The following is an 18,653-nucleotide window of genomic DNA, read 5'->3' as shown; positions in this document are numbered from 1 at the left end:
TGGGCTTAGGCCTGGGCGTCCCGGACGGCCCGGTTCACTGCCGAGATCAATGCCTTGAGGGAGGACGTGGTGGTGCTGGGGTCAATTCCGACACCCCACAAAACGCGTTCTCCGACAGCACATTCAACGTAGGCCGCAGCACTGGCACTGCCGCCTTCGGACAGGGCGTGCTCGCTGTAATCGAGCACCCGCACGTCAACGCCATCGTGGTGGAGTATGTCCAACAGGGCTGCAATGGGACCATTGCCATGGCCGGTGCGGCGGACTTCGACGCCGTCGATCCGCAGGTTTGCGTTCATGGTCATGGCGCCCGATTCATCCGTCTCGGTGCTCACGCTACCCAGCCCATAGCGACCCCACTGAGCCTGCTCTTCTTCGGAGGGCAAGTACTCATCCTGGAAGATCTGCCACAGCTGGGCACCGCTGACCTCGCCGCCCACGGCATCGGTACGACGCTGGATGACTCCGGAGAACTCGATCTGTGCCCGGCGGGGCAAATCCAGGTTGTGCTCGTTCTTCAGCAGGTAGGCCACGCCGCCCTTGCCGGACTGCGAGTTAACCCGGATAACAGCTTCATAGCTGCGGCCGAGGTCCTTGGGGTCGATGGGCAGGTAGGGAACCTGCCAGGTGAAGTCGTCAACCGACTTCCCGGCAGCAGCAGCGTCCTTCTCGAGCGCCTCAAAGCCCTTCTTGATGGCATCCTGGTGCGAACCGGAGAAGGCCGTAAAGACGAGGTCGCCACCGTAGGGCGAACGCTCCGGGACCGGCAACTGGTTGCAGTACTCCACAGTGCGGCGTATCTCATCGATATCTGAGAAATCAATCATGGGGTCTACACCCTGCACGAACATGTTGAGCCCCAGCGTCACCAAGTCGACGTTGCCGGTACGTTCGCCGTTGCCGAACAAGCAACCTTCAATGCGGTCGGCGCCTGCCAGGTAACCCAGCTCAGCTGCAGCGACGCCGGTGCCGCGGTCGTTGTGCGGGTGGAGGGAGATGATGATTCCCTCGCGGGGGTGCAGGTTCCTGTGCATCCACTCGATGGAGTCTGCATAGACGTTGGGGGTTGCCATTTCCACCGTGGCCGGCAGGTTGATGATGACCTGCTTGTCGGCAGAAGCCTCAAAGACATCAGCAATGGCGTTGCACACGCGGGCGGCATACTCGAGTTCGGTTCCCGTGAATGACTCCGGTGAGTACTCATACGTGATGTGCGTGTCTGTCAGGGTCTCTTCATACTTCTTGCACAGACGCGCACCCTGCAGCGCAATATCCAGAATGCCGTCTTCGTCCTGGTTGAATACAACGCGACGCTGCAATACGGACGTGGAGTTGTACAGGTGGACGATAGCCTGCTTGGCGCCGACCAGGGATTCGTAGGTGCGTTCAATCAAGTGTTCACGCGCCTGCGTCAGAACCTGGATGCTGACGTCGTCCGGAATATGACCGCCCTCGATGAGCTGGCGAACAAAGTCGAAGTCAGTCTGCGATGCTGAGGGGAAACCAACCTCGATTTCCTTGTAGCCCATCTTGACGAGCAGCTGGAACATCTTCAGCTTGCGTGCCGGGCTCATGGGGTCGATCAGTGCCTGATTGCCATCGCGCAGGTCAACTGCGCACCAACGCGGAGCCTTGGTGATGACCTTGTCCGGCCAGGTGCGGTCCGGAACCTCGACGCTGATCTGGTCCTGGAACGGCAGGTAGCGGTGAATCGGCATACCGGAGGGCTTTTGTGCATTACGCATGACGTGTGGCCTTTTCTCTAAGAACTAAATGAAAGCTTAGCCGGACACAACGGAACTCCGCGGCGAGGATGGCCCAGCTTCAGATAGCTTTCAGGCCCCGCCGCGGCAGCTAAGAAGAAGCATCGCCGTACGCACAAATTCACACTAACACGATGCGTATGATGACAGTGCAACACCTCATGCAACGTCCACTATGCAGACGCCGCGACGGTGGAAACGCCGACTGCAGCGTCCACACAAGGAGCCACAGTGCCACAGTCGGGGATCTCTCTTTCCAACATCGATCACAGCGTCCGGCCCCAGGACGACCTCTATCAGCACGTCAATGGTGCGTGGCTCAACAGCACAACGATTCCGGACGACAGGCCGCTTGAAGGTACTTTCACGGCTTTGCGCGATGGCGCGGAGCTGGCCGTGAAGGCGATTATCGAAGAGGCGGCCGCCAAAGGCGGGTCAGCCACCGGCGTCGAACAGAAAGTTGGCGGACTCTACGCGAGCTTCATGGACGAAGAAGCAGCCGAGGCGAAGGGGATGGAGCCCGTGCGAGGCCGTCTTGATGAGGTTCGCGAGGTGGGCTCCCCAGCGGAACTGGCTGCCCTGATCGGACGATTGTTCCGCTCGGACGTCTCCGGGCTCTTTTCGATCTACCCCGCACCGGACGCTGGCAACCCGGAGCGCATTCTCCTTTATATCGGACAAGGGGGCCTGGGATTGCCGGACGAGTCCTACTACCGAGAAGAAAAGTTCGCGGCCATCGTCGCGGCCTATGGCGACTACATTGCCAAGCTGTTCAACCTCGCAGGCATCCCCGACGCGCAAGCTGCCTCCCAGCGCATCGTCGCACTCGAAACCGCTCTGGCATCCCACCACTGGGACAATGTCACGCTGCGGGATCCCCAGAAGACCTACAACCTCAAGACCGCGGCTGAAGCCGTGGAACTGTTCCCCCTGCTCGACACCTGGTTCCAGGCGGCAAGGGTGGAACCAGCCAAGCGAAGTGAAATCGTGGTGAGCACGCCGGACTTCTTTGCGGGCGCGGCAGCTTTGCTGGAATCCCAGCCCCTGGAAACCTGGAAGGAGTGGCTGACCCTCCGGGTTCTCAGTTCGGCTGCGCCCTATCTTTCGTCCGCGTTCGTTTCCACGAACTTCGACTTCTACGGCACCACGCTCAGCGGTACGCCGCAGAACAGGGAACGGTGGAAGCGCGGAGTGGCCGTCGTTGAGGCGGCCCTCGGCGAGGCAGCCGGCCAGATCTACGTTGACCGGCACTTCCCTGCCGGACACAAAGCAAGGATGGAGACCCTGGTCTCAAACCTGATCGAAGCTTATCGGGAGAGTATTTCTTCCCTAGGATGGATGGGCGAGGAGACCAAGAAAGAGGCACTGAAGAAGCTGGACGCGTTCCGTCCAAAGATCGGTTTCCCGGACAAATGGATCGATTACTCCGCCGTGGAAATCGATCCGACGGATCTCCTCGGCAACGTGGAGCGCGCCCATGACGCGGATGTGGACCGGCACCTGGACGAGATCGGTAAGCCGGTTGATCTGACGAAATGGCTCATGACGCCGCAGACCGTAAATGCCTACTACCATCCGATGCTCAACGAGATCGTTTTTCCCGCGGCTATCCTTCAGCCACCCTTCTTTAACGCAGATGCGGATGACGCTGTGAACTACGGCGGAATCGGCGCGGTGATCGGTCACGAAATCGGCCACGGTTTCGACGACCAAGGGTCCCAGTTTGATGGCAGCGGCGCACTCCGCAATTGGTGGACGGAAGACGACCGTACAGCCTTCGAAGCCCTGACGGCGAAATTGGTTGCCCAGTACGACGCCCTGTCCCCCTACGCTGCGCCCGACCATAAGGTCAACGGCAAGCTGACTCTGGGCGAGAACATAGGCGACCTCGGAGGCCTCACTATTGCCTACAAGGCCTATCTCCTGAGTCTGAACGGAGCCGAGCCGGAGGTCCTGGACGGCTTCACGGGCTTCCAGCGGTTCTTCATGTCGTGGGCTGCCGGTTGGCGCCAGGTGATCCGCACCGAAGAAGCGATCCGGAGACTGGCTACGGACCCCCACTCCCCCAACGAGTTCCGCACCAACGCCATAGCCCGCAACCTCGATGCCTTCCATGAAGCCTTCGACGTGTCGGAAGCCGATGGCATGTGGATGGAACCCGGGGAACGCGTCAGCATCTGGTAGTACCCGGAAGCGCAACGGCCGGCCAGTTGAAGAACTGGCCGGCCGTTGTTGTGTTCGGCTAAAAGCAGGGAATCTCTTACTCGTCGATGTAGAGGGGATTCACCTGTTGGCAAACGGCATCGCTGGCCGTTTGGTTGACAACATCTGATGGTACTGAGGCTGCACCGTACGCAGTTCCGGTGCCGAAGTCCGTGCCAACGTACAGCTGCACGCCCGCTACACCCGGGGCTTCCTGGACTTGGGCGGCCGGGATGCCGAACAGGGTGGCCACGTCGGCGGCCACATCCGCAAAACCCGGTCCGTAGTAAAGCACAGTTTGATCCACAGGATTGGCCAAGTAGGACACCGTCTGGGCAAATCCGTTCCCCGTGAGCACGGCCAGGAGCTCCTGTGCCCGTGTAGCGACGCCGCTGCCGTTGGCAACGGCCACCGGTTGGATCGCTTTGTCATACGCCGGTGCGGCAGGCGTGGTGGCCGTTGGCTGAGGAGCCGGGCTTTCGCTAGGTGCCGGAGTGGACGTCGCGCCGGGTGTTGTGAGGTCCAGGTCGGCACGAAGTGCGGCGAACAGCTGTGATGACTGAGGCTCCACGAGCTCCAACCGGTTAAGGTCGGCCGCCGCCTGCTGCGTGGGCACCGCCACGAACGCCACCTTGGAAACATCAATGTCCTTGAGCCGCCCACCAATGGTCAACAGTGACGGAACTGACGCGAGACCCTCGTCCACTGTCAGGTTCTGCGTGACCACATCCGCGATCTGCAACAGCCGCTGCGGGTTGCCCAAAGTTCCCTCGTCCTTGAGCTTCCGGGTGAGGGAAGAGAGGAAGGCCTGCTGGCCCTTGATGCGGCCGAGGTCGCCTCCGTCACCGAAAGCATGCCTGGTTCGGAGGAATGCCAAAGCCTGTTCGCCTTCCACCAGGGAATCGCCCTTGACCAGGCGGAGCCGGGAATCCGGATCAAAGACCGGATCACTGACGCAAACGTTGACGCCACCCACCGCGTGGGAAAGCTCCTTGACGGCGTTGAAATCAGCCATCATGAAATGGTCGATTTCCAAGCCGGTCAACTGGTTGACGGTATCCACAGCGCAGCCGATGCCAGCCTCAGCCATGGCCTCGTTGATCATCACCCCACTGCGGGCAGGGAACGTCTGGTTATTGGTACGGTCCGTGCACTGCGGAACGTCCACCAACAGGTCTCGCGGGAAACTCAGGACGTTAACCCGTTTGTTGTCCGCGGAGATATCCAAGAGCATCATCACATCGGAGTGGCCATAGCCGGTTGAGTCTTCCGTGCTGCCGTATTCGGCGTTCTTTCCATCACGGGTATCGGAGCCAAGGATCAGGATCTGCAGGCGATCCGTCTTGTCATCGACCAGCGGATCACCGGCATTGCGTGTCTCGCCGGCACTCAAGGGGGCCTTGGTGATGTTGGTCTGCAACCGGATAAACCAAAAAGCGGCAAAGGCAACGCCTGCAACCAGCGCAACGGAGACCACGCCGGTAACAATTTTCAACCAAAGCGGCAGGCCTTTTGGCGCCTTCATGTGGCGAGGGGTACCGTCGGCATCCTCTCCATGGCGTGCCCCACCGGGGACAGCGGTGCCGGTGCCCTGCGGGCGGGCGTCACGACGTCGCACTATTTGGTTTACCTTTCATCAAACAGCTGGATCCCCGCAATCATAGTTGCCGTTTCTGGGAAGTTCCTTATCGCGCCCGAAGCCACGCCGGATCCAGTGGTGCCAATTAGAACCCGAGTTTGACCAGTTGCTTGGGATCGCGCTGCCAGTCTTTAGCTACTTTTACGTGGAGATCAAGGTAAATCCGGGTTCCGAGCAGCGTTTCAATCCCCTTGCGGGCGTTGGTTCCCACCTCGCGCAACCGGCTTCCGCCCTTGCCGATAATGATGGCCTTCTGCGAAGGCCGCTCGACATAGAGATTCACTCGAACATCCAACAGCGGGTTGTCCTCGGTCCGGCCTTCGCGGGGAACGATTTCCTCCACCACCACTGCCAGTGAGTGCGGAAGTTCATCACGGACTCCCTCGAGGGCCGCTTCGCGGATAAGCTCAGCGATCATGACGGCCTCGGGCTCGTCAGTCAGCTCGCCATCAGGATAAAGCGGCGGCGACGACGGCATGTGGCTGATCAGCACATCCGCCACTGTTGAGACCTGGAAACCATCGGCAGCAGAAACAGGCACAATGTCAGCCCAGCCCTGCTCACCAAGAACGTCGCGTCCCAATGCGGCGACTGCGAGCAGTTGCTCCGTCAACGCCTGACGGTCCACAAGGTCCGTTTTAGTCACCAGCGCCACGATCGGCTTGCGTCCGACGGCGGCCAATTGGGCTGCGATGTATTTGTCCCCGGGGCCGATCTTTTCGTTCGCGGGAAGGCAGAAACCAATGGCATCGACTTCCGCCAGGGTGTCTGCCACCAGTTCGTTAAGACGCTTCCCCAGGAGGGTCCGTGGACGGTGAAGGCCCGGCGTGTCCACGAGGATAAGTTGCGCATCATCGCGGTGAACGATACCTCGAATGGTGTGCCGTGTAGTCTGCGGCTTGGCCGAGGTGATGGCAACCTTCTGGCCAACCAAGGCATTGGTCAGAGTCGACTTTCCCGCGTTGGGTCGGCCGACAAGCACCGAGAAGCCAGCGTGGAAGCCACCGAAATCGGCATCGGCATCGAATTTCTTATTTTGCTTGCTCACGTGGAACTCCCTGTTGCGTTGAGTCGGCGTCATCGAGTAGGTCTTCAAAGTCAGTGTCTTCCTTTGGCATGGCTGCCGCAATGATGTGGCTGACCCTGTTTCGGCGACCCTCCAGCCTATCTGCCCGAAGTGAAATACCGTTCACTTCGACGGAGCTCCCAACAATGGGAACCTGACCAAGGGCTTTCGCGAGGAGGCCACCTACGGTATCCACTTCGTCGTCGTCGAGGTCGATATCGAACAACTCGCCCAGGTCATCGATGCTCATGCGGGCACTCACGCGGTACGTGCCATCGCCGAGGTCGACCGCCTCCTCGGCTGCGGCGTCGTATTCATCCACAATCTCGCCCACGATTTCCTCAATGAGGTCCTCAAGGGTGACCAGTCCAGCGGTGCCGCCGTACTCGTCGATCACGATCGCTACGTGTGTGGACTCCTTTTGGAGTTCCCTCAGGAGGTCGCTCACTGGCTTGGATTCCGGGACATAACGAACATCCCTTGCAAGTGAGTCAACGTCATGGGCTTGTAGTCCCGGTTCGCTGCGATGCATGGCTGCAGCCACGTCCTTGAGGTAAAGAATTCCACGGATCTGATCCGTGTTCTCACCGATGACCGGGATTCTTGAGTAACCAGAACGCAGGAAAAGGCCCATTGCAGTTTCGAGGTCCGAGCCCGTACCGATGCTGACAATGTCCGTGCGGGGAACCATCACGGAACGCACCAAAGTGTCACCGAAGTCGAAGACTGAATGGATAAGTTCAGCCTCATTGTCTTCAATCATGTCCGACTCCGCGGCACGATCCACGAACTCACGGAACTCTTCTTCGCTGACGAACGCGTCGTCCCCGCTCGGGGCGCCAGGTGCAACTGCCTGCCCCAGGGCAACCAACCAGCCGGGGATTGGTCCCAATATCCAGCACAGGAACCTGATCAGCGGAGCAGTGAAACGAACGACGGGTCCGGAGTGGGCCCTGCCCAACTGCCTGGGCGAGACACCCACAAGTACGAAGCCAATCACCGCCATGATGCCCGTAGCTGCGAGCCCGGCGAGCCATACGTTGTCCAGCAAACTGTGCAGGACCACGGCGACGGCAACTGCTGCCGCCATTTCGAACCACACGCGCCAAAAGCGCAGCGCCCGCATATGTGCGATCGGGTTCTTGAGAATGCCCCCCAGTGCTTTGCCCTTGCTGCGCACTATTGATTGTTCGGCCTCATGCCGGGGCAGGAAGTTGAACGCAGCCTCGGCTGCGGTCAGCAGTGCAACGAAGCTGAGGAAAACCAGCGCCATGCCGACCAGGATGATCGAGGTCACTGCATGGTCTCCATGGGGGCATCCTTGCCCAGGAATTCAGACAGCAGTTCCCGCTGCAAGCCGAACATCTCTTCCTTTTCCTCCGGCTCCGCATGGTCAAAACCAAGCAGGTGGAGGATGCCGTGGGTGGTCAGGAGAAGCATCTCATCCTGCGTGGGATGCCCGGCGTTGCGCGCCTGAACCTCGGCAACCTGCGGGCAGATGGCGATATCACCCAGCATGCCCTGCGGCGTGGGCTTGTCCGGAGTGCCCGGCGTCAATTCGTCCATGGGTACGGACAAGACGTCCGTAGCTCCGGGCTCGTCCATAAGTTCGATGTGCAGCTTTTCCATGGCCGGTTCATCGACAAGGAGAATGGACAGTTCGGCCTGGGGGTGGATGTACAGACGCTCAAAGATGAAGCGGGACAACGTCACCAGTTGCGCTTCGTCCACCGCTACACCGGACTCGTTGTTTACTTCAATGCTCATTTACGTTCTCCACGTTGGTACTGTGCGCCAGTGGCGTCTGTGCGGTGTGCGTCGTCCCATGTGCTGTAGGCGGAGACGATGTCGGCAACCAAGCGGTGCCGCACGACGTCAGCAGCCTCCAGAATGGAGAAATTGACGTCGTCAATCCCCTTCAGGATCTCCCTGACGATCCGCAGGCCCGATGTTGAACCGGAAGGCAGGTCAATCTGGGTGACATCGCCCGTGACCACCATTTTCGATCCGAAACCGAGGCGGGTCAGGAACATCTTCATCTGCTCCGGAGTGGTGTTCTGCGCTTCGTCGAGGATGATGAAGGCGTCGTTCAGTGTCCGTCCTCGCATGTAGGCCAAAGGAGCGACCTCGATGGTCCCCGCAGCCATCAAACGCGGGATGGATTCAGGATCCATCATGTCGTGCAAAGCGTCATACAGCGGGCGAAGATAGGGGTCGATCTTGTCGCTCAGCGTGCCGGGGAGGAAGCCCAGCCTCTCCCCCGCTTCCACAGCGGGCCGGGTCAGGATGATCCGGCTGACTTCCTTCGTCTGCAGGGCCTGCACTGCTTTGGCCATTGCCAGGTACGTCTTTCCAGTACCAGCCGGGCCAATTCCAAAAATCACGGTGTTGTCGTCAATGGCGTCAACATAGTTTTTCTGGTTCAGCGTCTTCGGCCGTATGGTTTTACCCCTGCTGGACAGGATGTTGTGCGTCAGGACATCCGCCGGATTCTGCACGGACTGCGTCCTCAGCAGGGACACGAGCTGCTGCAGGATGTCCGGAGTGACCACCGTCCCCTTCGCCACGAGCCCCCGGACTTCCTCCAAGAGCCGCATGATGCGTGGAATGACTGCGGAAGGCCCGGTCATGGAAAGTTCGTTGCCACGGACGTGGAAATTAACGTCCTGGAACTGTTCCTCGATGTATCGCAAGGCTTCGTCGTGGCTGCCCAACGAGTGAACCATTTGGTCGGAGTTGTCGAACGTGACAACTTCCGTGCGCGTACCCGGTAGTGTGTGCGGGAACTCGGTGGGCGGCTGGTTGCCGTTTCCGGTCCTGAGCCGCCCGTTCAAAGATTCACTCATAGTGCTGGCCTTAGGGCCTTTTCTCCTCCGGTTGGTCGTATTAACGCCATCGATTCGACATTCGTGGCCACTTAAAGGCGACCGCCCGGATGCCGGAATGTCTTCAATCCTACGCCAGCCCGGCCCACGTTGAGCCTCAACGGACGGCATCATCGGGGCCCGCCCTGCGATGTCATACATTTTGTCTCAACTCTGCATCAAGCCGGTATCAATCATGTTTCAGTTGGCGCCTGGCAGCCCGATCCTGGCCGACCGCCGTCGACGATGTGCCAAGCTGGCATAGCGGGTGGGATCAGCACCCTGCGGTCCGGCCCGGTGGCTGCGGCCGCCAAGAGAGACACGTTAAGGCAGGAAGCCCATCACGAAGCCAGCAATCATCGGGAATGGCTCGCGCAGTCGGACGAGGTCCGTCATCGCCGTGCCAGCGATGTTTGCTGTCCTTTTGCTGACCGGTTGCATCGCCAACGGCGGCAGTAGCCAAGCAAGCGTTAGTTCGCCACCAGTCACCGTCCAGGACGCCCCTGCCAGCCACGCCCCGCTGGAGACCACGCAGGCTTCCACCAAAATCCCGGTGTACTGGATCGGACGCAGCAAGGAGGAGGTTTACCTCTACCGCGAGTTCAGGGACATTTCGAGCGACGAAAATCCTGTGACCACAGCGCTGCGGATCATGATGGCCGAAAAACCCTTGGACCACGACTTCTTCACGCCGTGGCAGGACCCCGAGAGTCTTGCTACGTCCATCTCGGGCAAGAATGTGATCACCGTTGATATTTCGCGGGACGCCTTCAACTCAAACCTCGACGCCGGGATGGCGCATCGCGCCGTCCAGCAATTGGTCTACACGGCTACAGCAGCAGCTTCGTCCTCCGGACTCATAAACTCAGGCCAGCAAATCCAGGTTGTCATTTTGGTTGACGGACACAAGGACTACATGGCGTTCGGGCAGGTACAGCTCGGCCAACCCATGGAACGGAATGCCTCCCTGGTTGCGCCGCTTTGGATTATCGATCCGCAGGAAGAAACGTCCTTGCCGGCAGGCGTCGTCAAGTTCAACGGCCGCAGCACCGACAGCTCCAGGCCCGTCAGCTGGCAGATCCTCCAAGAGAACGGCAAGGGCGAAAAGACCGGCCTGCTCACCGGTCAAACCAAGGCGACCGGTGAACCAGGTCAGTACGGACTTTTTACCTTCAGCGCCACGTTGAAGACCGGAAAGTATGAGTTGCGGGTTTCACAAGTCGATGAAGCAGGCGCCACCATCGAAACGAGCACCGATACCCGCCTGTTCAACGTCGGATAGCGTGCGGGGCTGGATAGCCTGCGAGGCTGGTTACCAGCGGCCCAGAACGTCACTGGCAAGAACGACGGCGGCGGGTCCCGCCGTCGACGACCGCAAGACATGGTGACCCAACAGGGCCGTTACGGCGCCTGCGTCGCTGAGCCGTGTTACTTCACGCGGTGAGATTCCGCCCTCCGGTCCAACGATCAAAAGAACCTCCCGCTGTGACCCCGCAGCGTCACTGGGCAACGCAGCCGACTCTTCGAGGACAGTCCGCAAGGGATTTTTGGCGTCTTCATGCAGGATGATGGCCAAGTCAGCGGCCTCGACCGCCTTCGCCAAATTAGCGGTATCGACGATGGACCGGACCTCAGGAATCCAGGCTCGCCGCGCCTGCTTGGCGGCCGCAGTGACCACCGACTGCCACTTCGCGTGGGCTTTGGCAGCCCTTTCGCCCTTCCAACGCACGATTGCGCGCTCAGACTGCCATGGAATGACAGCATCAATTCCTAGTTCCGTGGCGGTCTCGATGGCAAGTTCATCGCGGTCACCTTTAGCCAGGGCCTGAACCAGCACCAACCGGACCTCCGGCTGCTCCTCGAAAAGCACCTCAGACGCCTTCACGGTCAAACTGCTGGATCCGGCATCCACCACCGTGCCTATCAGCCGCGCACCTGAACCATCCGCTATATCAACGGGCTCGCCCGCGGCCAGGCGTTTGACCGTTACAGCATGCCGGGCCTCGGGACCCTCGAGCACGAATGTGGAACCGGGGATCACCTGGCCGAGGCTGCCCGCGGCTGTGAAGAAAACGGGGTTGCTCACCGCTACAGGTTACCGAGCTTGTCCCGCAGCTTCGCGAACATGCCCCCGCTTGCCACAAGCTTTCCTTCGGTGAATTGCTCATTGCGCAGCTTGGCGAGCTGCTGCAAGAGTTCTTCCTGGGCTGGGTCGAGCTTGCTTGGCGTCTCTACGTGCAGGTGAACCTTGAGGTCGCCTCGTCCGTAACCACGGAGGTGCGTGACGCCCAGGCCGCGGAGGGTAATGATTTCGCCCGACTGCGTGCCGGCCTTCACGTCGATATCCTGTGCGCCGTCGAAGGTGTCCAGCTGCAGCTCGGTGCCAAGTGCCGCCGCCGTCATGGGGACGCTCAGTGTGGCATGAAGGTCGTCGCCTTCGCGCATGAACATGGAATCGTTGTTGACCCGGATTTCTACATAGAGATCACCGGCAGGACCACCTGCGGGACCTGCTTCGCCCTGCCCGGACAACTGGATGCGCGTCCCGGTTGCGACGCCTGCCGGTACCTTGATGGTGAGGGAACGGCGGCTGCGGATTCGGCCCTGTCCATTGCACTCGTTGCAGGGGTCCTTGATGACCGTGCCGAAACCTTCGCAGGAACCACAAGGCGCGGTGGTCATGACCTGACCGAGAATGGATCGGACAGCCCGCTGTACCTGGCCGCTGCCACCGCAAATGTCGCAGCGTTCCGGGTGGGTGCCCGGGCGGCAGCAGCTGCCGTCACAGGTGGGGCAAACCACGGCAGTGTCCACTTCAAGCTTCTTGTTGACGCCGAACACGGCGTCCTTCAGGTCGATGCGGACGCTGATGAGTGCGTCCTGGCCGCGACGGACACGCGAGGCTGGTCCACCGTGGCCGCCACCGCCACCAAAGAAGGTGTCGAAGATGTCCTGGAACGCGAAACCCTGGCCGGAGTAGCCGCCACCGAAACCGTTGTCGGTGCCGTTCTCATTGCCGGTGGCATCGTAGACCCGGCGCTTCTGGGGGTCGGACAACACTTCGTAAGCGTGGGTCACGGCCTTGAACTGTTCCGCGACATCTTCACCGGGGTTTACGTCGGGGTGCAGTTTCCGCGCCAACTTGCGGTACGCCTTTTTGATCTCTTCCCCGGTGGCTTCCGGCGAGACTCCCAAAACGTCATAGTGGCTGCTCAAAGTCGGTATCTCTTCCTTGTTGTACTGCGGATGTTTCCTCGGACCGGTTTTCAGCCGCCGAGAATGCGGGAAAGGTAACGGGCCACGGCGCGTACGGCTGCCATGGTGGTGGGGTAGTCCATGCGTGTCGGACCAAGAATCCCCACCTTGGCCCCGGAGCCATAGCCGGTAGCCACGACGGACGCCTCAGCCAAGCCGTCGTACGGATTTTCGCGTCCAATGCTCACGGTGACGCCACGGGGATCATCCCCCATGTCTGACAACAACCGAAGCATGACAACTTGTTCCTCGAGTGCCTCCAACACGGGACCGATGCTCAATGGGAAATCCACATTGGAGCGGGCCAGGTTGGCCGTTCCTGCCATCAGGATGCGCTCTTCGCGGCTGGTGTCACTGAGTGATTGCAGCCCCTGAGCCAACGTCTGCGCCAGGCTGCGGAGCTCCGGCGGACACAGGGCGACTACCGATGGCAGCACCTGCGGCAAAAGAGCCATCTGGGTGGCTGCGATGCTGCCGAGGAAGCGGGACCGCAGGAGCATCAGCGCCTCGTTGCTCACGTCAGAGCCGGCGTCGATGACCTTCTGCCCAACGCTGCCCGTATCCGCAATGAGGACCACAAGCACCTGCTTTGGGGCCAACAGGACGAATTCCACGTGCCGGACCAGCGCGCGATTGGAATGGGGATACTGCACCACGGCCACCTGGTTGGTCAGCTGCGACAGAAGCCGTACTGTGCGCTCCAGGATGTCATCAACATCATCCGGGCCCTCAAGCAACGAGTGGATGGCCCTGCGCTCGGCGGCCGAAAGCGGTTTGACCTGGGAAATTCGGTCAACGAATAAGCGGTAACCCTTGTCCGTTGGGATTCGGCCTGCGCTAGTGTGGGGTGCCGCGATGAGGCCTTCCTCTTCCAAGACAGCCATGTCATTCCTGATGGTGGCACTGGAAACGCCAAGATGGTGCCGTTCCACGAGGGCCTTAGATCCAACAGGTTCCCTGGAATGCACGTAATCCTCAACGATGGCACGCAGCACCTCAAGCTTGCGCGGCTCACTCATTGCTCCACCTCCTGACGACTGCCTTGGTCCCTGCGACCGGTCAACGCGGGATCTCAATCGGACCACCACACTTAGCACTCAACATGCCCAAGTGCTAACAAGTCTAGTATGAGCCACCCCGTTGCTAGCATTGAAACCTCCCGCGACCGCCTTCGGCCCGCGCCATAAACCAGCACAAAAGGTAGGAATCCCTTGGCTTTCGACAATTGGGGCCCGCAGGATCTGTCCGCTCCTGGCAAAAAACAGCTGCCGGAAGTGGCCGTACAGCGGGGAATGGTCCTCGAAGACGTGCAGTCGGGCTGGGTGGGCGAAGTCACCCGTGTTGAGAAATCAGGCGGAATGCACGTCGTCTCCCTTGAAGACAGGCGCGGAAAGACCAAGTCGTTCCAGTTGGGATTCGGGTTCCTACTGGAAGGGCAGGCAATCCGGCTGATGCCTCCTGCTGCCCGCCCTGCCGCCTCTGCCGCCCCTTCCACCCGGACAGCGTCCGGATCCGTGAGGGTACAGGGCCAACGTGCCCAGGTGGCCAAGGCGAGCCGCGTCTGGGTGGAAGGAAAGCACGACGCCGAGCTCGTCGAGAAGGTCTGGGGCGACGATCTCCGCGTGGAAGGCATCGTCGTGGAGCCATTGCATGGCGTTGACGACCTGAAGTCGGCCATCGCTGCCTTCAACCCCGGGCCGGGTCGCCGCCTTGGCATCTTGGTGGACCACCTTGTCCCCGGGTCCAAAGAGTCGCGCATCGCAGCCGAGGCAATGACGGTGCCCGGAGCGGCAGGAAACGTTTTGATTGTCGGCCACCCCTACGTGGACGTCTGGCAGGCCATCCGGCCAAAGGTCCTGGGCATCGAGGCTTGGCCTGCCGTACCCCGGGGGATCGATTGGAAGACAGGAATCCTCACGGCCTTCGGCTGGCCCCACGAGACCGCTGAGGACATAGGCTTGGGCTGGCAGCGGCTACTCGGGGCAGTTCGCACCTATGCCGACCTTGAAGCATCTCTTCTGGGCCGCGTTGAAGAAGTCATCGATTTCCTGACGGTTCCTTGAGCCACGGTCCATGAGCTATCAGCAACTACCGTGTCAACGGGGCGTTGGTCCCGGGAAGTACCTTGGGGCCGGTATTCTGGGACAGCAATACCGCAGCATCTTTACAGCAAAGGGAAGACACCGTGGCAGATAACGCTCCTGAAGAACCGGGCAGCGCCGCAGGCCGGCCCCAGTACCATGGCGCGCCTGCCAACGCACTCCCGTTGACGGCCAGCGAGGACAGGCAGTGGGCTACCTTGGCCCACTTTGGCGGCATCCTGGGATGCCTGCCATCCCTTCTGATCTACTTGATTTTCCGGGATCGCGGGCCGTTCACCGCACAGGAATCCAAAGAGGCGCTGAACTTCACGTTGCCTCCCACCATCGCCGCAGTGCTGGCCAACATTCTGGTGCTGCTGCCGGTTGTGGGCAACATCTTCGCCGTGATTGCCACCGCTATCTGGGTGGCCCTCACGTGCTTCTCCGTCTCGGCGGGAATCCGCGTAAACCACGGGCAACCCCACCGTTACAAGGTCAACCTGCGTTGGATTAAGTAGCCCCGCCTGCCCTTTCGGGCGGGCACTGCGGTTAGTCCGGAAGAATCCTGCGGACTACGGCGTCGGCCAACAGCCGCCCCTTCAGCGTGAGGACAAGCCGGCCCTTGAAAGCCTGGACGGGGTCCACCAGCTCGTCCGCAATCAGCCCGGCCATCGCATGGCGCCCGATCGCGTCCAAGGCATCCACGGACAGCCCCGTTCCGAGCCGCGCTTCGAGCATGATGCGCTCAACCTCACGGGTTTCGGCGTCGAGGGTTTCCCGGCCGGCAGCCGGCGAGCTTCCTGCGGCCAGCCGTCCCGCATAGGCAGTGGGGTGCTTGACGTTCCACCACCGGACACCTCCCATGTGGGAGTGGGCTCCGGGTCCGATGCCCCACCAGTCATCCCCGCGCCAGTAGGCAAGATTGTGCCGGCAGGCCTGTTCCGGCGTTCGGGACCAATTGCTGACCTCGTACCAGTTCAGGCCTGCCTGGGAGATCATCTTGTCTGCCAGCTCGTATTTAGCGGCGTGGTCGTCGTCATCGATTCCGGGGACTTCGCCGCGACGGATCTGGGCGGCAAGTTTCGTGCCGTCTTCGACGATCAATGCGTAGGCGCTGATGTGATCAGGCTGGTACGAGAGTGCAGTTTCAAGTGACAGCTGCCAGTCCGCCATGGATTCCCCGGGCGTGCCGTAGATGAGGTCCAGGCTCACTGCAAGGCCGGCTTCACGTGCCCACTGCACCACTAGTGGCACGCGGCTTGGCGTATGGGTGCGGTCCAGTACTTTCAGAACGTGTGGGACTGCGGATTGCATGCCGAACGAGACCCGGGTGAATCCGGCGTCAGCCAGCACCCTCAGGGATTCAGGCGTCACCGAATCGGGATTGGCCTCCGTTGTCACCTCGGCCCCGGGCTCCAAGCCCCACTGGTCGACGGCGGCGCGCAGGATCCGCGCCAGGTCTTCCGCCGGGAGGAGCGTGGGAGTGCCACCACCAAAGAAAACAGTGCTGAGGGGACGCCGAGGCAAACCGGAAGCGTCCAAGGCCAACGCCGCGAAGTCGAGCTCAGATACCGCCGTCGTAGCGTAGGCATCCTGCGAGGCCCCACCGCCAAGCTCGGTGGCCGTATAGGTATTGAAGTCACAGTAGCCGCAGCGAACGGCGCAAAACGGGATGTGGACGTAAAGCCCGAATTTACGATGCTCGACGCCGGCCAACACCTGCGGAGGCAATATGCCATCCGCAGGTGCAGGGTCGCCCAGAGGTAGGACGCTGGGCATTTACTTCTTGGCCTTGTCCTTGGACTCGTCAGTGGTCAGGGCAGCGATGAATGCCTCTTGGGGCACCTCCACGCGCCCCACCATCTTCATGCGCTTCTTGCCTTCCTTCTGCTTTTCCAGAAGTTTGCGCTTACGGGTGATGTCACCGCCGTAGCACTTGGCAAGAACGTCCTTGCGGATGGCCCGGATGCTTTCGCGGGCAATGATGCGTGATCCGATGGCGGCCTGAATGGGCACCTCGAACTGCTGCCTGGGAATAAGCTCACGGAGCTTCCCCGTCATCATCACACCGTAGGCGTAGGCCTTGTCGCGGTGGGTGATGGCGCTGAATGCGTCCACTTGTTCACCTTGGAGCAGGATGTCCACCTTGACGAGGTCGGCCACCTGCTCGCCGTCGGCCTTCCAGTCCAGGGAGGCGTAGCCGCGCGTCTTGGACTTCAGGAGGTCGAAGAAATCGAACACGATTTCGGCCAGCGGGATCCAGTAGCGGAGCTCCACGCGATCCTCGGACAAGTAGTCCATGCCGCGCATTTGGCCGCGGCGGCTTTGGCAGAGTTCCATGATGGAACCAACAAACTCGTTGGGTGCCAGGATGGTGGCGGACACCATGGGTTCGCGGACCTCGGAGATCTTGCCCGTGGGGTACTCGCTGGGGTTGGTGACGTGGATGACCTTCTTGTCCTCCAGTGTCACCTCGTACTCCACGTTGGGAGCCGTGGAGATAAGGTCCAGGTTGTATTCACGCTCGAGGCGTTCACGCGTGATCTCGAGGTGAAGCAACCCCAGGAACCCAACACGGAAACCGAAGCCCAGCGCTGCCGACGTCTCGGGCTCGTAAACCAGCGCGGCGTCGTTGAGCATCAGCTTTTCGAGGGCGTCGCGAAGTACCGGGTAATCCGTTCCGTCCAGCGGGTAGAGACCCGAAAAGACCATAGGCTTGGCGTCCGCGTAACCGCTGAGCGACTCCGATGCCGGCTTGGCCAGGTTGGTGACGGTATCGCCGACCTTGGACTGGCGGACGTCCTTCACACCGGTGATCAGGTATCCCACCTCACCGACGCCCAAGCCCTTGGACGGTGTGGGCTCCGGGGAGCTGACACCAATTTCCAGGAGCTCGTGCGTGGCACGGGTGGACATCATCTGGATGCGTTCCCGGGGGTGGAGCATGCCGTCAACCACACGGACATAGGTGACCACGCCGCGGTAGGTGTCATAGACGGAGTCGAAGATCATGGCGCGGGCCGGAGCATTGGGATCGCCCACGGGCGCAGGGAGGTCGCGGACAATTTTGTCCAGCAGCGCTTCTACGCCTACGCCGGTCTTACCGGAAACCTTGAGCACATCATCCGGGTCGCCGCCAATCAGGTTGGCAAGCTCAGCCGCGTACTTCTCGGGCTGCGCGGCCGGGAGATCGATCTTGTTCAAGACAGGAATGATGGTGAGGTTGTTTTCCATCGCCAAGTACAGGTTGGCAAGGGTCTGGGCCTCGATGCCTTGGGCAGCATCCACCAGCAGCACTGCACCTTCACAGGCCGCCAGGGAACGGGACACCTCATAGGTGAAGTCGACGTGGCCAGGAGTATCGATCATATTCAGGGCGTAGCTGTTGCCATCGAGCTCCCACGGCATACGAACAGCCTGGGATTTGATGGTGATGCCGCGCTCACGTTCGATATCCATACGGTCCAGATACTGGGCCTTCATGTCGCGTTGCTTAACGACGCCGGTGTACTGCAGCATGCGGTCGGCCAGGGTGGATTTACCGTGGTCGATGTGGGCGATGATGCAGAAGTTCCGGATGATGGCCGGATCTGTTGCGGCGGGCACCGGTGCGGTGCGGGCCATGGGAGACACGCAGGATCCTTACTGTCGACACTCGCGCGGTAATTCCCGTCACTGGGCATAGACCAGCCGGAACACGCCGCGCATCTGATCCTCTAGTCTCCCATGAACAGGCGCTTCGCCGTACATTGTGTGCCGGGCATCAGCAGGAGCCAGCTGTAG

Annotated in this window: 15 protein-coding genes; 4 read left to right on the top strand and 11 right to left on the bottom strand. The window is 60.8% G+C overall.

Going from position 1 to position 18,653, the window contains the following annotated elements; genetic code table 11:
• Nucleotides 1–5: 5 nt before the first annotated feature.
• Nucleotides 6–1,745 carry a 2-isopropylmalate synthase gene (leuA, locus tag ACZ881_RS03215; RefSeq protein ID WP_091467727.1) on the bottom strand — a complete coding sequence of 580 codons (1,740 nt, stop codon included), beginning with the start codon at nucleotides 1,743–1,745 and terminating at the stop codon, nucleotides 6–8.
• A 249-nt stretch (nucleotides 1,746–1,994) separates the two neighbouring features.
• Between leuA and ACZ881_RS03210 the strand changes: the two genes are divergently transcribed.
• Entirely contained in the window at nucleotides 1,995–3,947 is a 1,953-nt protein-coding gene (locus ACZ881_RS03210; RefSeq protein WP_476112488.1) for a M13 family metallopeptidase, read from the top strand.
• Between the two features lie 76 nt (nucleotides 3,948–4,023).
• Here the strand turns inward: ACZ881_RS03210 and ACZ881_RS03205 are convergent, their stop codons facing one another.
• From ACZ881_RS03205 to ACZ881_RS03185, 5 genes are all read right to left on the bottom strand, one after another.
• A complete protein-coding gene (locus ACZ881_RS03205; protein ID WP_476112486.1) occupies nucleotides 4,024–5,583 on the bottom strand; it encodes an LCP family protein in 1,560 nt (519 codons plus the stop codon).
• A 106-nt stretch (nucleotides 5,584–5,689) separates the two neighbouring features.
• Entirely contained in the window at nucleotides 5,690–6,652 is a 963-nt protein-coding gene (gene era, locus ACZ881_RS03200; RefSeq protein ID WP_017197589.1) for a GTPase Era, read from the bottom strand.
• Nucleotides 6,636–7,967, bottom strand: a complete 1,332-nt coding sequence (locus ACZ881_RS03195) for a hemolysin family protein (RefSeq protein WP_011774914.1) — start codon at nucleotides 7,965–7,967, stop codon at nucleotides 6,636–6,638. The genes era and ACZ881_RS03195 overlap by 17 nt, the downstream gene beginning before the upstream one ends.
• On the bottom strand, nucleotides 7,964–8,437 hold the full coding sequence (gene ybeY, locus ACZ881_RS03190) for an rRNA maturation RNase YbeY (protein ID WP_089595199.1): 474 nt from the start codon (nucleotides 8,435–8,437) through the stop codon (nucleotides 7,964–7,966). Before ybeY ends, ACZ881_RS03195 begins: the two co-directional genes overlap by 4 nt.
• Nucleotides 8,434–9,516, bottom strand: coding sequence for a PhoH family protein (locus ACZ881_RS03185; RefSeq protein WP_364305249.1), 1,083 nt, complete (start codon nucleotides 9,514–9,516; stop codon nucleotides 8,434–8,436). The genes ybeY and ACZ881_RS03185 overlap by 4 nt, the downstream gene beginning before the upstream one ends.
• A 427-nt stretch (nucleotides 9,517–9,943) precedes the next feature.
• On the opposite strand from ACZ881_RS03185, the gene ACZ881_RS03180 reads away from it, so the two are divergent.
• Nucleotides 9,944–10,816 carry a GerMN domain-containing protein gene (locus ACZ881_RS03180; protein ID WP_179016636.1) on the top strand — a complete coding sequence of 291 codons (873 nt, stop codon included), beginning with the start codon at nucleotides 9,944–9,946 and terminating at the stop codon, nucleotides 10,814–10,816.
• 30 nt (nucleotides 10,817–10,846) lie between these two features.
• Here the strand turns inward: ACZ881_RS03180 and ACZ881_RS03175 are convergent, their stop codons facing one another.
• The 3 genes from ACZ881_RS03175 to hrcA are packed head-to-tail and all read right to left on the bottom strand — an operon-like array spanning nucleotide 10,847 to nucleotide 13,808.
• Entirely contained in the window at nucleotides 10,847–11,620 is a 774-nt protein-coding gene (locus tag ACZ881_RS03175) for a 16S rRNA (uracil(1498)-N(3))-methyltransferase (RefSeq protein WP_476112482.1), read from the bottom strand.
• A 2-nt stretch (nucleotides 11,621–11,622) separates the two neighbouring features.
• Nucleotides 11,623–12,750 carry a molecular chaperone DnaJ gene (dnaJ, locus tag ACZ881_RS03170; protein WP_178992658.1) on the bottom strand — a complete coding sequence of 376 codons (1,128 nt, stop codon included), beginning with the start codon at nucleotides 12,748–12,750 and terminating at the stop codon, nucleotides 11,623–11,625.
• Nucleotides 12,751–12,800: 50 nt separating this feature from the next.
• Nucleotides 12,801–13,808, bottom strand: coding sequence for a heat-inducible transcriptional repressor HrcA (hrcA, locus tag ACZ881_RS03165; protein ID WP_091467740.1), 1,008 nt, complete (start codon nucleotides 13,806–13,808; stop codon nucleotides 12,801–12,803).
• Nucleotides 13,809–14,000: 192 nt separating this feature from the next.
• On the opposite strand from hrcA, the gene ACZ881_RS03160 reads away from it, so the two are divergent.
• Together ACZ881_RS03160 and ACZ881_RS03155 are read left to right on the top strand one after the other, a co-directional pair.
• Complete coding sequence (locus tag ACZ881_RS03160) at nucleotides 14,001–14,852, top strand: DUF3097 domain-containing protein (RefSeq protein ID WP_091467742.1); 852 nt, start codon at nucleotides 14,001–14,003, stop codon at nucleotides 14,850–14,852.
• Nucleotides 14,853–14,974: 122 nt separating this feature from the next.
• The gene (locus ACZ881_RS03155) at nucleotides 14,975–15,388 is read left to right on the top strand and encodes a DUF4870 domain-containing protein (RefSeq protein ID WP_026005318.1); all 414 of its coding nucleotides are present in this window, start codon (nucleotides 14,975–14,977) and stop codon (nucleotides 15,386–15,388) included.
• A gap of 31 nt (nucleotides 15,389–15,419) precedes the next feature.
• Here ACZ881_RS03155 and hemW read toward each other — a convergent pair whose 3' ends face one another.
• Both hemW and lepA read right to left on the bottom strand, forming a co-directional pair.
• Nucleotides 15,420–16,649 carry a radical SAM family heme chaperone HemW gene (gene hemW / locus ACZ881_RS03150; RefSeq protein WP_476112478.1) on the bottom strand — a complete coding sequence of 410 codons (1,230 nt, stop codon included), beginning with the start codon at nucleotides 16,647–16,649 and terminating at the stop codon, nucleotides 15,420–15,422.
• Nucleotides 16,650–18,503 (bottom strand): translation elongation factor 4, encoded by a 1,854-nt coding sequence (gene lepA, locus ACZ881_RS03145; RefSeq protein ID WP_026005317.1) that lies wholly within the window; start codon nucleotides 18,501–18,503, stop codon nucleotides 16,650–16,652.
• Between the last annotated feature and the right edge of the window lie 150 nt (nucleotides 18,504–18,653).

This window comes from Paenarthrobacter sp. TE3676 (genome assembly GCF_056279165.1).
Note: the sequence above shows the minus strand (reverse complement) of the source record. Positions and strands in the feature narration are given on the sequence as shown.